Below are 14378 nucleotides of genomic sequence, written 5' to 3'. Positions count from 1 at the left end.
CGGACAGGGCCGGTTCGGCGACACGACATGGGTTTGCGAGCGCCGAAAAAAGATGGGTGGTAAAGGGTGCTTGACGTAAAGCGTCCTTTGCTTCAGAAGGTCAAGGTCCCTTTACAAAAGGGCCCTGATCATGACATAGGAGATCACCATGACCCGTTCCGTTTTCATCCGCCGCACCGCCGCGCTGGTCCTGTTTCTCGCGGCGCTCACCGCCTGGGCGCTTTTAGGCGCAGCCTTTCTTTTTGACGTTGACCGTCCCTTGCTCATCGCCGCCGCCATCGCCGCGGCTCTTTCCACCGAAGCCCTGATGTGGGTGGGCGCCGGTCTTCTGGGGTGGAAAGTGTTTGAAAGCCGGGCGGCGATCTGGCGGCGCCTCACGGGGGGCGGAGCCGCGTGAGCTTCAACATTCTGCCGGAATCTGCGACGGCGCCGCCCGCCGCGCGCCGTCGCTATTTCTGGCGCAGCCTGATCTGCAGCGGGGTCGTGGCGATCAGCCTGATCGCGCTGCTGGAGGCCTGGGTCCCGCCCGCCTTGCACGGTCCCGCCTTCGCCTTGCTCGCGGCCGGATTGCTGGCCGGCGCTTACGAATTCGCCCGCCTGATTCTGGCGCTGGATGAGATGCAGCAGCGCATTCACACCAGCGCTCTGGCTCTGGCGGGCGGTCTCGTCACCAGTTTCGCGACCCTCTGGGGGCTCGCAGCCCAGATGTTCGAGATCTCGACGCCGAACGCCGTGTTCGCCGGGCCGGCCTTCGTCGCCGCTTATTATGCTGCGCTGATCTTTGTGGCGCGCCGCTTCACATGAAGAACAAGATCAAGGATCTGCGCGCCGAGCACGGCTGGAGCCAGGCGGCGCTGGCCGAGCGGCTGGAGGTCTCGCGCCAGACCATCATCTCCATCGAGACCGGCAAGTATGATCCGTCCCTGCCGCTGGCGTTCAAAATTGCGCGGGTGTTCGCCCTTCCCATCGAGGCGATTTTCGATGACGCGGTCTGAACGCTTGCACGGGCCTTCCGCCCGGAGTTCGCTTAAGCCATGAACCGGGATCCCTTCGCCGGCGCGCTGGCCCGCGCCCACGCCCATGTCGCCGCGCTTGAGGGCTTTGAGGCCTATGCGGTCTATCTCGCCGCCAAGGACAAGGGGCTCAAGCGCGACGCGAACCGGTTCGCCGAAGCCTTCGCCGCCGCCTTGCGCGCTGCGCCGCTGGAGGTGGCGATCGAGCGGGTGCGGGCGCTCAGCCATGTCCGCGCCGCGTTCGGTGATGCACCGGGCCTGATACCCTATGCGGCGGCCAGGGCGGCGGCTGACATTTGCCGGCGCTGGGAGATGGCCGAGCCGGAGCGCGCCGAGCCGCTTCTGATCCGCGCCGGGTTTCAGGGCGACACGTCCCTAATCCCCGAAGCGCTGCGCCGCGAGCCGTCCAGTCCACGCGCGCTGAAAGCCCAGATCGTACGGCTTCTAAGCCTTGTCGGCGACGCCCTGCACCAGATTGAAGACGCACGACTGAGCGGCGATCCCGGCGCGATACGTGCGGCGCTGGCCGAGTTGCGCATGCTGGCCGCCCGGCTGGAAGATCCGGCGTGGAGCGCGCCGCATCTGGCCGACGCAGATCTTTTTGCGGCGCTGCTGGACGGGCTGGAGGCGTGGCGCGCCGCCGGCGAGCCCGGCGCGTTCGCGGCCTTCATGAAGGCGCGCGGCGTCAGCGTCAGCGATACGCCGTCTTTCCTGTTCCTGGGTTAGGTCAGACGGCGAGTTCAGGGCTGGTTCAGAGGTCGGCGCGTCCCCTGCGGCTTTCTTTCGTCTGCGCAAAGGCCTACCTAAGGGCCTCTGAACGCCCGCGAAAGGACCTCCATGCTCAAAATCGCTTTCCAGATGGACCCGATCACCGCGGTCAATGTGAACGGGGATTCCACGTTCGACATCGCCCTGGAATGTCACGCGAGGGGGCACGAGATCTGGGTCTACGAGCCGAAACATCTGGTCTTCGAAGCCGGCAAGGTCCGCGCCAAAGCGCGGCGGGTGACGCAGATGCAGCGGGTGCAGGGCGAGCATGTGACGCTGACCGACCCCGAAACGCTGGATCTGCACGGGGTGGACGTGGTCTTCCTGCGCCAGGATCCGCCGTTCGACATGAGCTACATCACCTCCACCCACATTCTTGAACATCTGCAGCCCGGCGTGCTGGTGGTGAACGACCCGCGCCATGTGCGCGACGCACCGGAAAAGCTCTTCGTCACCCATTTTGAGGGCGTCATGCCGCCGACGCTGATCACGTCCGACGAAAAGGAAATCCGCGCCTTCTTCGAACGCCACAAGCGCGACATCGTGGTCAAACCCCTGTTCGGCAACGGCGGCGCCGGCGTGTTCCGCATCCGCGACAGCGCCGAGAACATCGCTTCGCTCATTGAGCTGTTCCAGCAGGTCAGCCGCGATCCGCTCATGGCGCAGGCCTTTGTTCCCGATGTGCGCAATGGCGACAAGCGCGTGATTCTGGTGGACGGCGAGCCGGTGGGCGCCATCAACCGCGTTCCGGCCGAGGGCGAGGTGCGCGCCAACATGCATGTGGGCGGCGTGGCCACGGAGTCCTCGCTCACCAAGCGCGATCTGGAGCTCTGCGCGATCATCGGACCGGAGCTGAAACGCCGCGGCCTGGTCTTCGTCGGCATCGACGTGATCGGCGACTATCTCACCGAAATCAACGTCACCTCGCCCACGGGAATCCAGGAGCTGCGCCGATTCTCCGGTATCGACGTTTCGGCGCTTCTGGCCGACTGGGTCGAGGCGAAGGTGGCGGGCAAAGCCGACTGAGGTACTCGATGCTTCACACCCCTGTCCCTCCCCTCGATGGGGAGGGTGGGCGCGCCGCGAGGCGCGGCCGGGTGGGGTGCGATGGCGGGCGCTTTCCTATCAAAGCTTTGCGCCGTCACCCCCTCCGTCCGGCTGTGCCGGACACCTCCCCCATCAAGGGGGAGGACAGGATAGGCCGGAGGCGCTGACAGAAGGGGAGCCGTCACCATGATCGACACCGACACGCTGCACCTGCAATGGGCGCTGAGCTATCCGTTTCCGCGGCCGCAGACGCCGTTCGTGTTTCTGGACGGCGCCACATGGCCGCTTTTGCGGACGCAAGGCGCGTTTTCTGACTGGACCATCGCCAAGCCCGGCGGCGAGACGAGGCTGAAGGACGCCGCCGGCGCCCGGCGCCTGGCTCCGCTGGAAGAGGGTCGCTATCACGCGGTGGCGGCGGTGGGTTCCAACGCCGCGCCCGCGCAGCTGCGGCGCAAGTTCCGAGATTATCTGGGCGATGTGCTGATCCCGGTCATCCAGATCGAGATCCCCGGCCACGTGGTGGCCTACGCCAACCGGATCGCGGTCTATGGCTCGGTGCCCGCCACGCTGACCCCCCATGAGGGCGGGTCGGTGACGGTGTGGGCGACGCTTCTCTCCGATCGCGACTATGAGGTCATGAACGCCACCGAGGATCGCGGTGACATTTATGACGGCGTGCCCATCGCGCCGGCGCACGTGCCCGAGGCGGTGACGCGCCCGTTCGAGGCCTATGCCTGCCTCACCGGGCATTTGCCGCTTCTGGTCTCGGCGTTTCGCTCCACCGGGTCCGCCTGGCCGGTGGGCGGTCAGTGGGAGGCCCAGTCAGCCGCGATCCACGCACTGGGACTGTCGGTGAGCGTCGATCAGTTCGTCCTGGAGAACACGTCCGACCCAGAACTGCGTGAACAGCGCGACCTCGCCCTGTCGAACGTGCGGCGGTAGGTCCCGCCGGGTCCCGCTTGCCTCCGCCTGAATTTTAAATGATATATCATTTAGGCGAAGTCGGGAGATGTCCGGCGCGTTGGCGGCCGGGCAGGGGAGGGTTTCATGGCGGATTTCATCACCCAGTACGAGCTGGAGATCCTGCGCTGGCTGCATATTCTGGCCATGGTGTACTGGCTGGGCGGCGAGTGGGGCGTGTTTCAGACCAGCTACAAGGTGGTCAACCCAAAGCTCTCCTTTGACGAGCGCATGCGCCACATGGACACCGCTTACCGCATCGACATACTGGCGCGCACCGGCATCATCACGCTTCTGCCGCTGGGCCTTCACATGGGCCATATCTGGGGGCTGCAGCCGCTGGGCGGCGCCTGGCTTGCCGCGATGTGGCTGGTCTGGGCGGGCTGGATGGGCGTGACCTGGGGCGCGTTCGTGACGCGTGGAAAGCCGATCTGGGCCGTGCTCTCCGGCATCGAGGACTGGTCGCGCTATCTTCTGATCCCGACGCTGATCCTCACCGCCGTCACTTCGCTGGCCGGGTATGGACCGTTTGAGTCCGGTCCCGGCCAGAACTGGTATTCGGCCAAGGTGCTCACCTACGGCCTCGCGCTGATCATCGGCGTGATCCTGCGCCTGATCATGCATGAGTGGCAGGGCAAGTTCAAAATTCTCGCCGAGGGGCCGAACGCGCCGGTGGAGGCCGCCCTGAAGCGCTCCATCGGGATCGGGCGCAGTGTCGCCTATGTCTACTGGGTGCTCATCTCCGCCACCTGCTTCTTCGCCAGTGTGAAGCCTTTTTAGTCTGTGCTCAGGCCCGTTCGGGCCTTTCTCTCCGAGCGGAGGCGAGGGAGGCCCAGACCAACCGCGCCGCAGGCGGGCAAGGCCGACTGGCCGTCCGCACCCCGGACTGGATCCGGGGGAGGATCGACCGAGCGGACGCGAGGGAGCACAGGAAAAAGAGGTGCGCCCGGCTCGCCCCTTCCGAGCCGGGCGCGGGTGGGACCCGCCCTACGGTCGCGCCGGCTCTCCATCGCCCCCCTCTGACGATTTGTGTGCCGCGCTGACACAGACAGGGCGAGCCCCGGACCGAAGACCGCAAGGCGCGTGCTAATGCCGCGCAAGGCGGCGCTCCGGTCTTCCGGCCCCGCGCCGGAAGCGAGCCTGGAATGACAGGGCGTCTGCAGACCCGGACCGGAAGCGCACGGGGGGAGGAAGACTGGCGTTCCGGCCCGGGCCGGCGCCGCCTCAGCCGGCTTGGGAGGCGTAAGGCTGAAGCGACGCCGGTGTTGCAGACCGTAGCGGGAGCGGGAGGTCTCGCCGCCACGGCCTTTGTTATGGCCGGGCAACAGGGCGGCATTGGTTCGTAAACATGAAAAAGCCGCCCCGTGTGGGGCGGCTTTGCGTTCGACCCATTCACCTTGGGTTCAGGCCTCGGGCCAAGATCACGGCGCGTAGGGGCGGATCCCGTCCAGCTCCAGCGTATAGGCGGTGTCGCCCAGATCATTGTCCTGGCGGGTGGTTCGCATGACGCCTTCGACGTAGACCGGGTCCCACAGCCCATCGATTTCGATCGGTTCAGAGGTGGTGACATAGACCAGCTGGTTGGGCGGGGGCGGCGGCACGTGGATGCACGCGCCCACATAGGGCACCAGCAGGAAGCGGGAAATCTCGCCGCCGTTGAAATCAAACGGCAGCACGTATCCACCGATGCGCACGCGCTGTCCGTCGAGGGCCTCCACCGTGTTGAAGGTCTGAATCTGCGGCATGCTCTCGACGCCGAAATGATCCATGCCGGACGCCACCGCCTGCATCTGCTGCAGCTCGGCGATGCGCTGCGCTTCGCCTTCGGGCAGCAGGTCCGACCAGGACAGATCCAGAAAATCCGGGCTCGACGGGCCGTCTTGGGCCAGCGCCGGGGCGCAGAACCCAATCGCAAAAGCCGGCGCGGCGGCGAGAAGGAGGGCGGAAAGAAGATATTTCATCATGGCCGGCAAGATGCGCCCGCAAAGCGGCGCATTCAAGTCAGCGATGCGGTGAGGCTGCGGCGCAGCCCCGCCCTCCGGCTCACCGGGCCGGCCTAGTTCAGGCGCAGCGCTGCGGCGTCAGGCGTCAGCGTCCGGGCCTCGGCGCGGCTGGCGTCGAGATACTGCACCTCCACCCGCTCCAGGCGTTCGAACGCGGCGAACAGGCCGGACAGGTCGAGAGAGCCGAGCCGCTCAGGTCGGTCGCACTGGAAGGTCCAGCTCACCACCAGATCGCCATGGCCCGGCGCGTCGCCGTCATGGTCATGATCGTGTTCATCCCCGTGAGCGTGATCGTGCTCATCGCGATGGCCGCCCTCGTGATCGGCGGGCGCGGGGCTGTCCGCGTCCATGCCCGGGCCGCCCGACATATCGGTGTCGGCAAGGGTGCACCGTGCAGTGTCGGCGAAGGTGACAAGGCCGGGCGCTATAAGGCGCGCGTCGGCGTCCGCGATGACGGCCCGCTGCGCGTCGGTCTCCGGGGCGCTTTCAAATCCATAGATATTCCAGGCCGCGCTCATGAGCTCGGCCACCACCAGACCGTCCGCATCGGCGGCGGCGATCAACTGCGCGGCGCCGTGAACATGGGCGCCAAGTTGGCGCGGGCCGTCACCGGACTGGGGCGGGTGAGCCCACGCGGCTCCTGAGCCTAAGGCGCCCAGGGCGCACGATGCTGCCGCGGAAAGCAAGTGACGATAGATCATGAAAACCTCCCTGGAGACCTTGGCGGGACTGGACGCAACGCACCCGTTAGTGGGTGTGATCGTGTTGATAGCCGCCAGGTATGGCGAAGTCTGGACGGTGGAGCGGGTCGGGCGTGTGGATATGGGGCGCGTGGAAGAAGGTGAGCGCCGCCGCCACCCCGGCGCCGGCGAACACCGCCGCGCCGCCCTTCACCGCGCCGGCTGATTCCGCTTCGTGGAGCAGGTGGGCCGCGCCGGTGTGCAGCAGCAGGCCCGCCACGATGGCGAACAGCGCGCCCAGCGTCGCCGGATCCAGCCCGCTGGCGTAGGGCGCGGCGATGGCGGCGGAGACCAGCGTCGTGACGCCCGAGGCCAGGAAGGCGGCGATGGCCGCACCGCGATCGCTGAGCCCGGCGCGCTGCAACAGCACGAAACAGATCAGCGCCTCGGGAAATTCATGGAGGACGAGTCCGCTGGCCGCGCTGAGCCCGATAACGGGATCGACCTCGAAACTCACCGCATAGACAAGCCCGTCCAGCGCCGAATGCAGCGCGATCGCAAAGACCGGCGCAAGGCTCGCCCGCCGCGCCAGAGCGGCGCGGTGATCATGACCATGATCCGTGTGGAGATCCGCATGGGGCGCCGGACTGTGCGAATGCCCCGCCACGCTGGCCAGGCCGTGCAGCACGAACCCGCCGGCAAACCCGGCGAGCACCAGCCAAGGTGCGCTGTCGCTTAAAACCAGCGCTTCGGGCAGCAGCATGACCAGCGCCATGGTGATGACGATGCCGCCGGCGAACGCAGCCAGTATGGGCGCATTGGCGCGGGTGAACCCCGATGCGGTGCGCACCAGCGTCAGCGCCGCCCCGGCCACCAGGGCGGCGAGCACTCCAAAGAGAATCGTGGCGGCGATGGGAGACACGGGGACCTCGGCTTGGTCGAGCGTTATAATGTTACATTCGGGTCTTTACCCCCTGCTCGCCGAGCGCGCAAGCGCGGCCTCTCCCAGCGGTGCTCCGCCCGCACTCCGCTTTTTCTTCGGACCGGAGATGTTGGGTTCACACCGGCGTCAGGCCGGGCGCCGGCTCCGGAAGGCGGCGGTCAGCGTGCCGTCGTCTAGATAATCCAGCTCCCCGCCCACCGGCACGCCGCGCGCCAGGCTGGTCACCTCCACGCCGGCGCCGGCCAGCTTGTCGGCCAGGAAGTGGGCGGTGGTCTGCCCGTCCACCGTGGCGTTCAGCGCCAGGATGATTTCCTTGGCGTCCTCGGCGTGGGCGCGCTCGATCAGGCCGGCGACGTTCAGCTCTTCCGGTCCGATCCCGTCCAGCGCGGACAGCACGCCGCCCAGCACGTGATAGCGGCCCCGGAAGGCGGACGCGCGCTCCAGCGCCCAGAGATCGCCCACGGTCTCCACCACACAGATAATGCTGTCGTCACGGCGCGGATCGCGGCAGAGGGCGCACGGATCAGTGACGTCCAGATTATGACAGCGCGAGCATGCGGAGATCTTCTGAGCCGCCTCGCTCAGCGCTTCGGCCAGCGGGATCATCACCGCCTCGCGCTTTTGAAACAGCTGCAACGCCGCACGCCGCGCCGAACGCGGACCGAGGCCAGGAAGCTTCGCCAGCAGCTGGATGAGACGTTCGATTTCCGGGCCGGAAGCGGTCATGGGCGAGGCTCCTTCGCGCCGCGATTCGAACGGTGGACCTAGCACTCATACTTAGCGCGCCCTGTGTGCGGATGAAAATCACCGCGGCGCCGCACCTGGTTCGCCCCGCGCAATAGCGCGGCGCGCAGGCCTGTTCGATCGATCCCCCGGATCAATCCTGGCAGGCTCACCCCAATTTAGAGAGCGGAGAGGAGCGCTCCTACTCCTCCAGCTCAATCCGGCTTACCGCCTCGGCGCGCACTTCGGCTTCGTAATAGGGCATGCCGATCCACGTCTTCGCGGAATAGGCGCGGGTCTGGTCAGCGAAGTGGGGGGAGTTCGGGTTGGTGGACTGGGAATAGCTCAAGATGCCTTGGGCGAAGGGGCCGTCCTCGGTGAACTCCACCGCCATGATCCAGCTGGAGCCGTGGACGATCTTGGCGATCCCCAGTTCGGGCTGGGGCTGCGTCCCGTAGATCATGTTGAACACGCCCAGATGGCCCGGCCCGCCATGGATCGGGATGCGCGCGTCGCCGCGCGGCTCGGTCTGAAACTCGCCCAGCGGGGCGTCCAGGGGGATGGAGAGCGCGGCCAGCTGGCCGGCGCCGGTGCGCAGCGCCGTCAGCACCGCTGGATTGGAAACGTCCAGCGTATGGGGCGTGGTGAGCGGCTGGGCTGGATCATAGGGGACCGCCCATTGCAGGCCGCCGGCGCCGGCGAAGGCGTTGAACAGCAGGGCGCCGCGGCTGTCTGTATCGACTTTGAGATCCCAGCTCGCCAGAGCCTCGCAGGCCGGCTGAAGCTCAGGCCCGCCGTCCTCGCGGCACAGGGTGACGAGGTCGTCGCGCACCAGCTCGCCTCCGTGGTGGCGGTTGGAGAACATCACCTGGGTGATGGTCTCCAGATCAAAGCCGGGCTCGCCCAGCCCGTCGGTTCCCGCCAGGCGCTGCTCGATCTGGTCGACGCCCAGGCGCGTACGCAGGGAACGCTGCGTGCCCTGATCGCCATAGATCGCGCTGTAAGCGGTCAGCGGCGCCTCCGGATTGGAGAGCCAGGGGCTGTCATTGGAGTTGGCGGTGAAATCATCGCGGAAGATTGACGGGGCGTCGGCCGGCCCGAACACGCCTCCGGCCGCGCTGACGCGCGTGGCGCCGGGGCGGTCGGAATACCAGCGGCATTCAGACCGCGACGCGTCCAGCACCGGCGTGCGCGCCTGGATCCAGAAGCCGCGGGCCAGGTCGGACGCGGCGCATGCGGCGATCAGGGCGTCGTCCACCGCCGGCGTCAGGCCCATATCGCCCAAGTACGCCTCGCCCCCGGAGTCCGCGGCGATGGTGTTGAAGGCGGTCGCCTGATAGCGGCTGAGCGCGTCGTGCAGCTCGCGCACATTGCCGGCCCGGTACATGGCCAGATACTGGTCGATGAAGCGCAGTCCCTGGCTGGGCGCGGCGACGGCGAAGGCTCGCTCGGCCGTCCAGGCCATGCGATCGGTCTCCACCAGGGGTCCAAACTCGGTCTCGTAAAGCGTGCGGGTGAGCTGCGCTGTCGCGCCGTCCTCGCCGGCCACCTCGATCGTGATGTCGCGGGCTCGCATGGGCCGGCTTTCGCCGTCCACCAGGTAGCGTGTGGCGTCTTCAGGATCGAGGGTCAGTTCAAAAAACCCGTAGCGCCGGGCGGTGGAGACGGTGTGGCTCCAGGCCAGATGCTCGGTATGGCCGATGCCCACGAAGGGCGTGGTGACGAGCCCGGCGCCCACCACGTTCAGCTCGCCGGGGATGATCAGATGGGAGCGGTAAAACCGCAACATGCCGTCCCAGGGATAGTGCGGATTGCCCAGCAATACGCCGCGACGGTTGCGGCTGGCCTCAGCCCCGATGGCGTAGGCGTTGGAGCCCATCACCGGCGCCTCGTCGGTAAGATCAAGGCGCGCTTCCACGACCGGACCGCCGGCTTCGGGCGGGGCGGCCGAGATCACCGGCTCGATGAGCTGACCAAAAGGCAGGATCAGCACGCCGGACCAGACGCTGTTCGCCGTCAGCGGCTGGATATGCGCCGCGCCGGCGCAGCGCGGGTCTGGAATATTCGCCGCGCCGGTGTCGGCCAGCCAGCGATTGACCCCGGCGGCGTAGCCCTCGATGAAGGCGCGCGCCTCGCCGCCGGGCGTATCGACATCGCCCTCCGGCCCGTTCAGGAGCGCCTGTACGATCCCGTCATCCAGAAGGGCGCGGTGGTAGAGATCGGATGCGATATTGGCGTCGTTCTCGCCGGCGCCGAGATATTTCGCGCGTTCGCCGCGCAGGGTCAGATCACGGTCAAAGATCATGCAGGCGTTGTCTTCAGCCGCCGCGTAGCCGAGCCCGTAGCCGACGCCGCCATAGTCGGACGCGATCACATGGGGCACGCCGTAGGCGCTGCGGATCAGTTCGGCCGAATAGCGACCCCCGCTGGTCTCAGCGGAGGGGGCGGCGGCGGGACTCGCCCCGGGGGCTCCGTCGGCGCCGCCAAGCTGGATGGCGCAGGCGCTGGCGAAAAGGCCTATCGCTAGAGCTGCTGCGAGACGTGCTTTCATGGTGATCCTCCCCAGGATGGTCGTGTTTGGACAGGACTCTAGCGCGCCACGCCGTACAGGTCATCACACCGCGCGCGAAAGAAACCGACGGTCCGATCACAGCCGCCGCCCCATTCTCGTCAAGGCTCTCCGGCAAAAGGCCAATTCGCGTCGCCAGGCGTTATGATCAGGCCCGCCGCCGCCATGAGAGTCCGTCCACCGTGTTGCTTGCCGCCTTCGCCAGCATTGTCGCCGCCGCTTCGGGAGCCGCTGATACAAGGCGGGCCGATGCTTCAGTGTCCCAGCCCGCGCCAGTGGTGGCGGAGCTGTACCTGGGCGAGGACGGGCTCATCGCGCGCTACCGCTTTACCGAGCCGGCGGAGCGGCTGTATCTGGGCGCGCCCCTGAGCGAGGCGGTGGACCGGCTAAGGCTCGATGGCGAGCCGGCGCGCTTTGAGGCCGGGATCGCCCATTGCGGCGCCGAGTGCCGCTTTACTGAAGCCGAGCTGACGCGCATGGCGCCGGTTGTGCGCGGCTATCCTGATTACATCGACGCAGGCGCCTGCGGCGTCTGGGCGGATGTCCCCGCCTTTGTGCCGCTGGACCCGCAGACCGGCGAGGCGCTTGCGGGCGCGATCACCGTGAGCGGACGTGAGATCGCGGTCACCGACGAGCACCCAAGCTATGTGGCGGTTCGCGCGCCGGAGCGGACGCCGGTGTGTGACGAGGCGGGCGTCATGGCCGAGGACCGACTGGGCGCCAGCGCGGCGCGCATGGCGGCCGACTACGGCGTGATCTTCGGCCCCTTGGCGCCCGGCGCGCCGCAAATCGTCATGGCGCCGGCCGGCGCGCTGGATGAGGGCGTGCGCGGGGTGCGCGGCGCGGCGGCCGGTGATGATCTGATCTTCTTGTTCACCGAACCGGGCGAGGCGCCGCCGCTTGATACGGCGCTGGCTGTCCTGTCCCATGAAATGGCGCATTTATGGATCGGGAGGCGCGCCCGCCTGCATCCCCAGTTTGAACAGGCCTGGATCACCGAAGGCGCGGCGGAATACCTGTCGCTCAAACAGCTTCTGCGCACCGACATGGCCTCGCAGCGCTTCGTGCTGGATCAGCTTTCGCGCCATATCAGCGCCTGCCTGTTGGTGATCGGCGAAGCGCGGCTTTTGCTCAACGGCTCCACGCAAGAGGGCGCCTTTCCCTATAATTGCGGAACGCTCATCGCTGTCTTCGCCGACCGCGCGGCGCAGGCGGCCGGCTCCAGCTTTGAGGCCGCCCTGGCCGACATGATCGCCGATCCGGTGTTCACGCGCGCTCAGGCGAGCGGGCTGGACTACGCCGCAGGCCTTGGCGCGCACATGGGCCGCGCCGAGGCGCGCGCACTGCATCAGGTTTTCCTCGCCCCGGTCCTGGATAAGCGCGCCCGCATGCTGACGGCGCTGAGAGATGCGGATCTCGGTGAAGAGAGCCGCCGCGGCGGCGCCGGCGACCCCGGCTATCTCGCCTCGGTCGCCGCGCGCCATGTGCTGACGCAGCTTTGCCCCGACGGCGGTGGACGCTTCCGGATCGATTCAGGGGTGGTGCTGGAGCTTGCTCCGGCCTGTCACGGCCCGGCGGGCACCAGCGAGCTCACCGCCATCGACGGCGTGGACCCGATGGCGGAGCCGCAGAGGGCGCTGGACGCTCTGGCGGCGTCGTGCGGACCGGGCGGGCCGCTCACACTGAGCCTTGGTGACGAGCCCCATGAGCTGAACTGCGGCGCGGCCCTGCCGCATTATTTCCGCGGGTTTGCGCTCAACGAGGCGCGGGCGCTGGAGGTTCTGTCCGCCGGGCCCTAGGCGAAACCGGTGATAATTGCGTCATCGGCGCCGCCGCGGAAGATCGCCGCGACGGCGCCTGAGACGTGGGTTGGCTAGGCCGCTGAACGCAGCGTGGAAATGAACTGATCAAATTCCGCCTTCCAGGCCGCCTGGCGTTCGGACATTTCCGACGCCGCCTGGAAGATCGATTTGCTGGCGTCACGTGTCTGGCGATTCAGCGAGGCCACTTCCTCGATGCCTTCAGCGGCGTTGCGGCTGGAGTCCTGGGCGCGGGCGGCCGAGCCGGCGATTTCCTGTGTGGCCGCACGCTGCTGCTCCACCGCCGAAGCGGCCGCGATGGCCAGTTCGCGCAGTTCGGTCACGGCCTTAAGCGCGCCGTCGGTGGATTCGCGAGACTCGTTGGAGGCGTTCTGGATGGCGTTGATCTGTTCGGAGATTTGCTGGGTCGCCCGGCTGGTCGGCTCGGCCAGCTGCTTGACCTCGCTGGCCACGACCGCAAACCCCTTGCCGGCTTCACCGGCGCGGGCGGCTTCGATGGTCGCGTTGAGCGAGAGCAAATTGGTCTGCTCGGCGATCTGCTCGATCAGGTCGATGATGGCGCCGATGGATTCGGCCACTCTGCCCAGTTCCTCGTTGACCGCGGCGCTCTTGCGCGCTTGCGCGCCGGCGTCTTCGGAGAGCTGGCTGGTGCGGCTGACCTGTCCGGCCACTTCGGCGATGGAGGAGGCGAGTTCCTCGGACGCTGCGGCAACTGATTCCACGCTGGCTGCGGACCCTTCGGCGGCGCCGCGCACGGCTTCAGCCTGCTCGGCGCCGGTGGCGGAGCTGGTCTGAAGCTGGCTGGCGGAGGCGTTCAGCTGCTCGGCGGCGCTCATGACGCTGGAGACCAGCGTTTCCGAAGCGTCCTGGAAGCGGTTCACCGCCGCGTCCATGATGGACTTGCGCTCCACGGCCGCCTTCGCCTCGGCCGCTTCACGCGCCTGCAAGGTGTCGGCTTCGGCCAGGGCGGTCTGGAGCGAGGCGAGGCTGCGCGCCAGATCGCCCAGCGCGTCGCTGCGCTCGGTGCCGTCGATCGCAAGATCGCGGCGACCCTCTGACAGATGCACAAGCTGGTCGCGGACCGAAACCACCGCTTCCGAGATCGTGCGTCCGATAAAGTGCGAGGCGGCGATCATGCCGATCGCCGTGATCACGATGGCGACAAGGCCGACCCAGTTTGAGATGGCCTTCAACTGGTCGCGCTCTGCGCGGGCCGAGGCAAGTTCTTCGGCGGCGCCGTCGCGGACAACCTCGATGGCCGTGTCCATGGTGTTGTCATAGACCGACAGGGTCGCAAAAAGACCGTCGAGGCGCGCCGAGTCCCAGGAACCGGCCTGGGCGGCGGCTTCTTCGATCACGTCGATTAGGGTCTGGTATTCCTCAGCGATCAAAGCGAGCTGGCGCTCATGATGATCGGCGTCGATCAGAACGTCCGCGTCAGCCAGAGCCGTCCCGAAATCGGCGAGATTTTCCATGGCGGCGTCGATCCGCTCCGGGTTCGGTGCGCCGACCATGAGATAGGTGTCGCGCAGCAGCGAGGTCAGGTCTTTTTCCAGGCCGGAGGCGGTGATCAGCGCGGTGCTCGCGTCGCGGCTCTTGGTTTCCGCCTGATCGGTCGCGTAGCCGAAGGCGAACTGAACCCCCATATAGCTCAGCATCAGACCGAGCGACACGGCGACCAGAAGCGTTAGCCGACCGCCAATGGAAAGGGACTTCACAGACAGCAGTTTCATGGATCTGAACCTTTGGGAGCTTGGTGATCTGAATTGTTCCTCTCACCAGTTTACTTAACGCCGCGTTGCCCAAATGTGCTTGACGCGCTCGGTTCACCCCAGGCCTCGGGTTCATTGCC

The 14378-nt window shown here is 67.2% G+C and carries 14 protein-coding genes; 8 read left to right on the top strand and 6 right to left on the bottom strand.

The features are described from left to right. Nucleotides 1-148 precede the first annotated feature (148 nt). The 7 genes from ACWCOP_RS12515 (at nt 149) to ACWCOP_RS12485 (ending at nt 4568) form a co-directional block, all read left to right on the top strand. On the top strand, nt 149-397 hold the full coding sequence (locus ACWCOP_RS12515) for a hypothetical protein (RefSeq protein ID WP_478248624.1): 249 nt from the start codon (nt 149-151) through the stop codon (nt 395-397). After that, nucleotides 394-804 carry a hypothetical protein gene (locus ACWCOP_RS12510; RefSeq protein ID WP_478248623.1) on the top strand — a complete coding sequence of 137 codons (411 nt, stop codon included), beginning with the start codon at nt 394-396 and terminating at the stop codon, nt 802-804. The genes ACWCOP_RS12515 and ACWCOP_RS12510 overlap by 4 nt, the downstream gene beginning before the upstream one ends. Continuing rightward, nucleotides 801-995, top strand: a complete 195-nt coding sequence (locus ACWCOP_RS12505; RefSeq protein ID WP_478248622.1) for a helix-turn-helix transcriptional regulator — start codon at nt 801-803, stop codon at nt 993-995. Before ACWCOP_RS12510 ends, ACWCOP_RS12505 begins: the two co-directional genes overlap by 4 nt. Before the next feature lie 39 nt (nt 996-1034). Then, nucleotides 1035-1739 (top strand): hypothetical protein, encoded by a 705-nt coding sequence (locus tag ACWCOP_RS12500; RefSeq protein WP_478248621.1) that lies wholly within the window; start codon nt 1035-1037, stop codon nt 1737-1739. A gap of 111 nt (nt 1740-1850) precedes the next feature. Further along, the gene (gene gshB / locus ACWCOP_RS12495; protein ID WP_478248620.1) at nt 1851-2807 is read left to right on the top strand and encodes a glutathione synthase; all 957 of its coding nucleotides are present in this window, start codon (nt 1851-1853) and stop codon (nt 2805-2807) included. 207 nt (nt 2808-3014) lie between these two features. Next, nucleotides 3015-3770, top strand: coding sequence for a hypothetical protein (locus ACWCOP_RS12490; RefSeq protein WP_478248619.1), 756 nt, complete (start codon nt 3015-3017; stop codon nt 3768-3770). A 105-nt stretch (nt 3771-3875) separates the two neighbouring features. Continuing rightward, the gene (locus ACWCOP_RS12485; RefSeq protein ID WP_478248618.1) at nt 3876-4568 is read left to right on the top strand and encodes a hypothetical protein; all 693 of its coding nucleotides are present in this window, start codon (nt 3876-3878) and stop codon (nt 4566-4568) included. Between the two features lie 641 nt (nt 4569-5209). Here ACWCOP_RS12485 and ACWCOP_RS12480 read toward each other — a convergent pair. The 5 genes from ACWCOP_RS12480 to ACWCOP_RS12460 all read right to left on the bottom strand — a co-directional run bounded on the left by ACWCOP_RS12480 (nt 5210) and on the right by ACWCOP_RS12460 (nt 10688). Beyond that, nucleotides 5210-5752: a DUF3299 domain-containing protein gene (locus tag ACWCOP_RS12480; RefSeq protein WP_478248617.1), complete on the bottom strand. Its 543-nt coding sequence runs from the start codon at nt 5750-5752 to the stop codon at nt 5210-5212. Nucleotides 5753-5844: 92 nt separating this feature from the next. Then, a complete protein-coding gene (locus tag ACWCOP_RS12475) occupies nt 5845-6354 on the bottom strand; it encodes a ZrgA family zinc uptake protein (RefSeq protein ID WP_478248616.1) in 510 nt (169 codons plus the stop codon). Between the two features lie 184 nt (nt 6355-6538). Then, entirely contained in the window at nt 6539-7393 is an 855-nt protein-coding gene (locus ACWCOP_RS12470) for a ZIP family metal transporter (RefSeq protein WP_478248615.1), read from the bottom strand. 147 nt (nt 7394-7540) lie between these two features. Next, entirely contained in the window at nt 7541-8140 is a 600-nt protein-coding gene (gene recR / locus ACWCOP_RS12465; protein WP_478248614.1) for a recombination mediator RecR, read from the bottom strand. Between the two features lie 199 nt (nt 8141-8339). Further along, nucleotides 8340-10688: a penicillin acylase family protein gene (locus ACWCOP_RS12460; RefSeq protein ID WP_478248613.1), complete on the bottom strand. Its 2349-nt coding sequence runs from the start codon at nt 10686-10688 to the stop codon at nt 8340-8342. A gap of 200 nt (nt 10689-10888) precedes the next feature. On the opposite strand from ACWCOP_RS12460, the gene ACWCOP_RS12455 reads away from it, so the two are divergent. Continuing rightward, nucleotides 10889-12505 (top strand): M61 family metallopeptidase, encoded by a 1617-nt coding sequence (locus ACWCOP_RS12455; protein WP_478248612.1) that lies wholly within the window; start codon nt 10889-10891, stop codon nt 12503-12505. Between the two features lie 74 nt (nt 12506-12579). On the opposite strand, the gene ACWCOP_RS12450 is transcribed toward ACWCOP_RS12455, so the two are convergent. Next, a complete protein-coding gene (locus ACWCOP_RS12450) occupies nt 12580-14259 on the bottom strand; it encodes a methyl-accepting chemotaxis protein (RefSeq protein ID WP_478248611.1) in 1680 nt (559 codons plus the stop codon). Nucleotides 14260-14378 lie beyond the last annotated feature (119 nt).

The organism is Apolloniradiicaulis salifontis (genome assembly GCF_053756655.1).
Note: the sequence above shows the minus strand (reverse complement) of the source record. Positions and strands in the feature narration are given on the sequence as shown.